Genomic DNA, 6,475 nt, shown 5'->3' on the forward strand with positions numbered 1-6,475 from the left:
CTGTGGCCAGCGGGTAGCTATCCACCATGACAAACACAGGCTCACGATCGATTTCGGCAATTGCCAGTGCTCCATGCAGGATTTCCGCATTCAGCCGCAAAGCCGGCTCAAAATAAACAGGAAGCGCCGCACAACAGATACTTGAGATCTTCAGCAACCGGTCTGCGGCCGCATGTTCACTTCTTTCGACAAAAGCCGTCTGGCTTCTCCCGTTTGCAAATGTCAGATTAATCCGATAACGCTGACCGTCACGAGTCCAGCGAATCTCGGGATGGTGCGCGAAGGCCTGGATCAGCAGGCTCTCGATATCTTCGGCCTGTCCCAGGATGGCCTGCAGCAATTGCACCGCCTCCAGTCCCGTCTTGGGGCGGTTCTCGGGTGCTTTCGCCAGAAGCATGTTTGCACATTCGGCCATTTCCATCGGAATCGGTTCCTGGAACGACCGAAAGCTGGGAAGCGGGTTGTGGCGAACCTGTCGGATCAGTTCGCTCATGTTGTCGTCTTGAAACGGCAAGGTGCCGGTCAGCAGGTAAAAATAAATGACTCCGAGCGAGTAAACGTCACTGGCGGCGGTTGCAGGCTGATGGTCAAACAGCTCGGGGGCCATAAATGTCGGGGTGCCGACAAACTCTTGCTGTTCGACGGCGTTGGGGTGCAGGATCACTCGTTTGGCCAGACCAAAATCCGTGATTTTTGGTACCCCCTGGTGCGTCAGCATGACGTTGTCGGGCTTGAGATCGCGGTGCAGAATGTGGGCGGAATGGGCGGCGGCCAGGCCCTCGGCGATGCGCAGGGTCAGTGCCGTAGCGCGGACCGGCGATTGTGCTCCTTCATCCTCCACCAGTTCCCTCAGTGACCGACCCGCGACGAATTCCATCTCAATGAAGTAGTATCCCCGTGCCTCACCGATCGCGTGGACCGTGACGATATTCGGATGATTCAGCGCGGCAGCCGCCTGCCCTTCGTTGATAAAACGGGTCAGGAAGGCAGGATCGTCCAGCAGCATTGCCGGGGGCAGGATCTTGAGAGCGCACTTGCGGCGAAGGTCGCGGTGTCGTGCGAGGTAGACTCGCCCCATCGCGCCTGTACCCAGCAATGCGTCACAGTCGTAGACACCCAGTCTCTGTCCGATCAGTTGATCAACTTCGGTTAACTGAGAGGCTCGGGGGCCACTGCGCCGCGTCGGGCCCGAGGATTCTTTGGGATGATGGATCAGCGTGTTATTCGGGTCGTCGGCAGGAGCGGGATGCGATTGGCCGCAACTGGGGCAGGGAGACGCATCTTTATCAGGCAGAAACTGGAACTGACAATTGGGACAGAACGCCGCTGTAAACAGCTTCGTGTTCGGTCCGGGATGTCGATGCGGCTCTGTCATGGTCTGAACGTTCGTGTAAGGCAATGAAATTCATTACCGGATCCGCCGGTACCGGATTGTCATCGCATGGCAGTTGTCTCGTCAATCGGATTGCCCGCGAGCAGGCGAATTTGCTGGGCACTGAATTGCCGGATCAGCTCTTCTGCTTCCAGAAACGCGGCTGAGTTCGGAATGATCGCGCCGGCGTGCAATTCATCGACCAGTCCCCCCAGCAGGTATTCGCTCAGTCGGTTCGTCAGCCATTCTTCACGTCGCAACTTGAACTTGTGATGCAACTGAAGGAGCCAGGCCTTCACCTGGCTCAGAACCCCCGTGGCGGAATCAACCGCGGCATTCCCGGCAACTGTCGTCCCGGCAGCCACAGTCGCATCGACTGCGACGTGCGTGAGCGATTGGGAAGCGGCGTTGACCAGAATGTGCTCAGCACCGAATACTCCGCCGAATGCGAGCAACACTGTCAGCACAGGGCGGACAATTGCGGCGGCACGGTCGGCGTTGCGAATAATGTTGAAGAGTTGTGCTCGATCGGTTCGCAGGGCTGAGAGTTCCGTTTCGACCAGCGATTGAACCAGCTTCTCGAAATCGAACTCGTTGTGCTCTGTTCGAAGTCGCTCCAGCACCGTTTCCCGTGACGTCCCGCTGAGGACTCGGTCCAGCCGTTCGGTCAAAAGTTCGTTGCCGAGCGTCGTAATCAGATCCAACTGATTGAAGACCTGCTCGAGGACTTGAACGATCGCCTCCCATTCGGCGCGGCGGTATTCGTCGAGCGGAGGGACAGGCTGTCCCCAGATTCGGTCTCGCACGACGCGGACGCCACCATTCACCCAGCGGCCGATGTGCGCATAAACGCCATGCACGCTGGATGTCCAGACTTCTCTGTGGCTATTCCACCAGCGCCACATTTCGTCGACCAGCAATGAGTTTGGCGGTGCTGGCCAATGCGTTTTTTGAATCAGACCACGGGAGGCAAAGATCGTGGCCGCTTCCCGAAATTGCAAACTCTTCTGGCGAATCTCCTGGAGGTAGGCTGGTGCTCCGTCGTCCAGGGCCACCAGTCGTTTGAGGGATCCGCGCAGGGTTCTCAGCTTGATTTCCGTAAAGCGAAGCTGGGACAGGACCTGATTCAGTCGAACCGGCGTGCTTGGACCCGCGGGGCCGGCTGAAGAGGTGGCGGTTGAATCGGTCGGATTGGTCGCTGAGGGCCAGGTACGCTCTGCAAAATTCAGTGCAATCGCCTCTGCGGATTTGCGGTCGTTAGGGGCGAGATAGACATACTCAGGACGAAGTCCTGTTTCGGAGCAGAAGGTCTTCAGCCACAACGGCCAGTAAGGTTCATCGTCGGGGAGTTCCACCTGATTAAAAACGACGATCGCCGCCTTGTCTTCTTCGGCCGCTTTGCGGAAGAACTGTTTCACGGCAGCGTCGTTGTATTTCTGCTGGGTCAGGACAGCGACGAGCACGTCAGCGGCCTGCCGCACGGCATCGGCGCGCTGCCAGTTGACCGGGGCATCGCTGTCGACATCCGGAGTATCCAGGATGACCAGATTTTCCGGCACATCCGGACTTGTCCGCCAGAACAGGCAGTGTTCCGTATGGCTGGTCAATGCCTCTTCACTGTCTCCCCAGCGGCGAAGATCAAAAGCGGGAAACAGGGCTTTGAGGTCGTGATGACTGTCGAACCCATCCGGAATGAGACAGACAGGATGCTTTGTTCCCGAGGCCAGCGGGCTGCTGGCGCTTGCTCGGAAGCCGGCAATATGGTTGAAGATGACGCTCTTGCCGATGTTGGTGCCCCCCACGACCGCCACCACCAGATAGGTGCTATCTCCAAGTTGGGGCAACAGTTTACGGATCAGCAGATCGTACCACTCACGCCCTTCCAGGGGGGGGAGTTTCAGCGGCTGGGTCAGTTCTTCCAGTCGTGTCATCGCTCCGCTCAATCGCTGGACGAGTGAGCCGAAGGTGGCGAGCGTGTCCGTCTCGACCTCCAGAACCGGCGAGGATCGAGCTGACGGAACGAGTGGGGAAGACGAAAACGCTTTAGTCATCGCCAAAGCCTACCTTCGCAAAGTCGTAATAACAAAACAATTACTGAAACGGGATGGGATTTGAGTACTGGTGAGACCGCGATTCGGTCTCTATACTGTAGCCCGCTGTCGGGAAAAGCATAAAAATGAAACACCTCGGACTGGGGTTTTAACAAGATGTTGATATTTCTTCGCGTGACGTACGTCCTGATCTGTGCGGGAGCCGCCGTGGCTTTGGTGCAGAACCCCATGGCTCCGGAGTTTATCCGTCGCTACTCCGCTTTGTCATTCATCTTGATGATGTTGTTGACGCAGATTGTCACGTTCATCGACATTCTGTTTCCCCGGAAGCGACTCGACGTGATTTCGGCCATCTATTTCGGCCTGCTGGTTGGATGGCTGCTGGCGTTTCAGTTGCAATATGCCGCACAGGCGTTCATGACTTCGATCGGTGTGGGCGTTCAGCGGGATGCCGAAGGAAATAACATTACCGGCGACAACCCCTACGCCCGGGTGATCGGGGGGATGGCAGGGATCATGCTGCCCTACATGTGTATTTCATTCCTGCTGCAGACGAAAGACGACTTCCGCTTTGTGATTCCGTATGTCGAGTTCGCCAAAGAGATTAAGGGCGGTCGGCCGCTGATCATCGACACCAGTGCGCTGATTGACGGCAGAATCTCGGACGTGATGGATACAAGCATCTTCGATACCGAATTAATTGTGCCCAGTTTCGTGCTGGAGGAATTACAGAACATCGCGGACAGTCAGGACAAGAATCGACGCACGCGTGGTCGTCGCGGACTCGACGTACTCACCAAACTCCAGCAGAAACCGAAGGTCGAAGTGCGGATGCTGGAAGTGCGGGAAAAGGACGATCTGGACCACACCGTCGATCAGCGGATCGTCTCGCTGGCAAAACGGATGAGCGGCCGTGTTGTCACCAACGATTTCAACCTGAACAAGGTGGCGAGCGTTCAAGGGGTGGACGTCATCAATCTGAACGATGTCGCCAATGCCCTCAAGCCGCGCTATCTGCCGGGCGAACAGCTCCACATCAAAGTCATGCGGGAGGGTGAATCGTTCGGACAGGGAGTGGGATACCTCGACGACGGCACAATGGTCGTTTGCGAACAGGCTGCCCATCTGCTTGGAAAAGAAATCGATGTCATCGTGACAAGTATGCTGCAGAACAGCGCGGGTCGGATGATCTTCGGCAGGCTGCTCAACTCGCACGTCCCCGCAGCTCGCTAACCCACCTTCGTCAGAAGTGCAGAAAAATTGGATTTCCCAAAAAATATTCGTCTTGTTTTTTGATGTGACTTTCAAAAAAGGCCTATGTTTTTTTGCCGGATGCGATGTAGTGAGAACAAGGTGTCTGGTCAGTGAATAAACGGCGAATAAAATCGCCGCGATGTTCATTCGCCAGTATTTTCGAAAGGAAAACGGTCGTCGTACGGCGTATTGGGCTCTCGTCGAGTCCTATCGCACTGCGTCTGGACCACGCCAGCGGATTGTCTCCTGGCTGGGAAAACTCGACGAAGCTGGACGGCTGGGAGTTCGACTAGCTGCAGACGGAACTGGGAAGCAGAGTGAGTCCGCTTCGCCATCAAGCGGTCCGATCGCTGCCAGAGCCGTGGAACTTCTCGGTCGGCAGTTGAGGTTTGAATTTGACGACGATGAATCGGCCGCAGAACCACGGTGGGGCGAAGTCAATACCGCAGATGTCCGGGTGGAACATCTTCGTCAGTTTGGCGGTCCATGGCTGGCCCTGCATCTGATCCGGACTTTGCAGCTTGATTCCTTCCTCGAGCGAACAATCCCTGAGGGGCGAGAACGTGTGGGATGGGATATCAGTTCGCTGATCCTGATGATTGCGCGTCTGCTCGAACCTTCCAGCGAACTCCATACAGCGGAGCAATGGTATCCGAAGACCGCACTTCCTGATCTTCTGGGAGTACCCGAGGAGCGTCTCAACGACAGCCGATTATATCGGGCGATGGATGCTTTGCTTCCCCACAAAGAAGCGTTGGAATGCCATCTGAAGAATCGGCTTGGCACTTTGTTCGACCTGAAGTACGACCTGCTGTTGTACGACGTCACCAGCACGTACTTTGAAGGGGAAGCCAACTTCGAACTGGCCAAACGCGGCTACTCGCGAGACCAGCGCAGCGATTGCAAACAAGTCTGCATCGGACTGGTCGTGTCGAGGTGCGGTATGCCGCTGGGATATGAGGTCTTTCAGGGGAATACGATTGATGTCACGACGGTGGAGACGGTCGTGGAAACAATGGAACGCCGGTACGGCAAGAGTGATCGTATCTGGGTGATGGATCGCGGCATGGTCAGCGAAGACAGGATCAAGTTTCTCCGTGATGGCGGCCGTCGCTACATCATTGGCACTCCAAAATCGATGCTGAAGAAGTTCGAAGCAGAGATCCTGAAAGAGAACTGGCATAGTATCCGTGATGGGCTGGAAGTGAAGATCGTTCCCTGGCCTCAGGACGACGACGATGATGAGCCAACGGATGCGTCTCCCGAGAAATTCATCCTCTGTCGCAGTCGTGAACGTTCCAAAAAAGAGGAGGCGATCACACAGAAATTCGAGAAGCGAATCGAGGAAGCGCTCTCTCGTATGAAGACTCGTTGTGAGAAACAGCACCGCGACGTGCAAAAGGTCGAACGCGAAATCGGTCGCCTGCTGGGCCAGAATACACGCGCAGCGCGGCTGTTCTCCGTGAAGGTGACTTCGACCGATGAAGGTGCCGCTCAAATTGAATGGTCAAAGATCACGGACAACCGAAATTGGGCCACATTGAGTGCGGGCTGTTACCTGCTCCGCACCAATGTTTCGGACTGGTCTGACGAAGACCTTTGGAAGGCATATATCCAGCTCACGGAGGCAGAAGCCGCTTTTCGAATTCACAAAAGTGATCTTTCGATTCGCCCGGTCTGGCATCAGAAACAGGATCGAGTCCTCGCTCACATCCTGGTGTGTTTCATCGCGTACGCTCTGTGGAAAACACTCGCCCAGCTTTGTCAGCGAGCTGGACTGGGCAACGAACCACGCCGC

4 protein-coding genes are annotated in these 6,475 nt (G+C 56.1%); 2 read left to right on the forward strand and 2 right to left on the reverse strand.

What is annotated here, in order from left to right:
* Both VGE80_RS16150 and VGE80_RS16155 read right to left on the reverse strand, forming a co-directional pair.
* Positions 1–1,375 (reverse strand): serine/threonine-protein kinase (locus VGE80_RS16150; protein WP_440593384.1); only part of this gene is annotated, 1,375 nt, incomplete at its 3' end.
* A gap of 59 nt (positions 1,376–1,434) precedes the next feature.
* Entirely contained in the window at positions 1,435–3,423 is a 1,989-nt protein-coding gene (locus tag VGE80_RS16155) for a GTPase (RefSeq protein WP_440593385.1), read from the reverse strand.
* A gap of 156 nt (positions 3,424–3,579) precedes the next feature.
* Between VGE80_RS16155 and VGE80_RS16160 the strand changes: the two genes are divergently transcribed.
* Complete coding sequence (locus VGE80_RS16160; RefSeq protein WP_373652667.1) at positions 3,580–4,656, forward strand: PIN/TRAM domain-containing protein; 1,077 nt, start codon at positions 3,580–3,582, stop codon at positions 4,654–4,656.
* A gap of 160 nt (positions 4,657–4,816) precedes the next feature.
* A partial coding sequence (locus tag VGE80_RS16165) for an IS1634 family transposase (protein WP_440593386.1) occupies positions 4,817–6,475 on the forward strand: 1,659 nt, incomplete at its 3' end.

Origin of the sequence: Schlesneria sp. (genome assembly GCF_036405755.1) — a bacterium.
Lineage (GTDB): Bacteria > Planctomycetota > Planctomycetia > Planctomycetales > Planctomycetaceae > Schlesneria > Schlesneria sphaerica.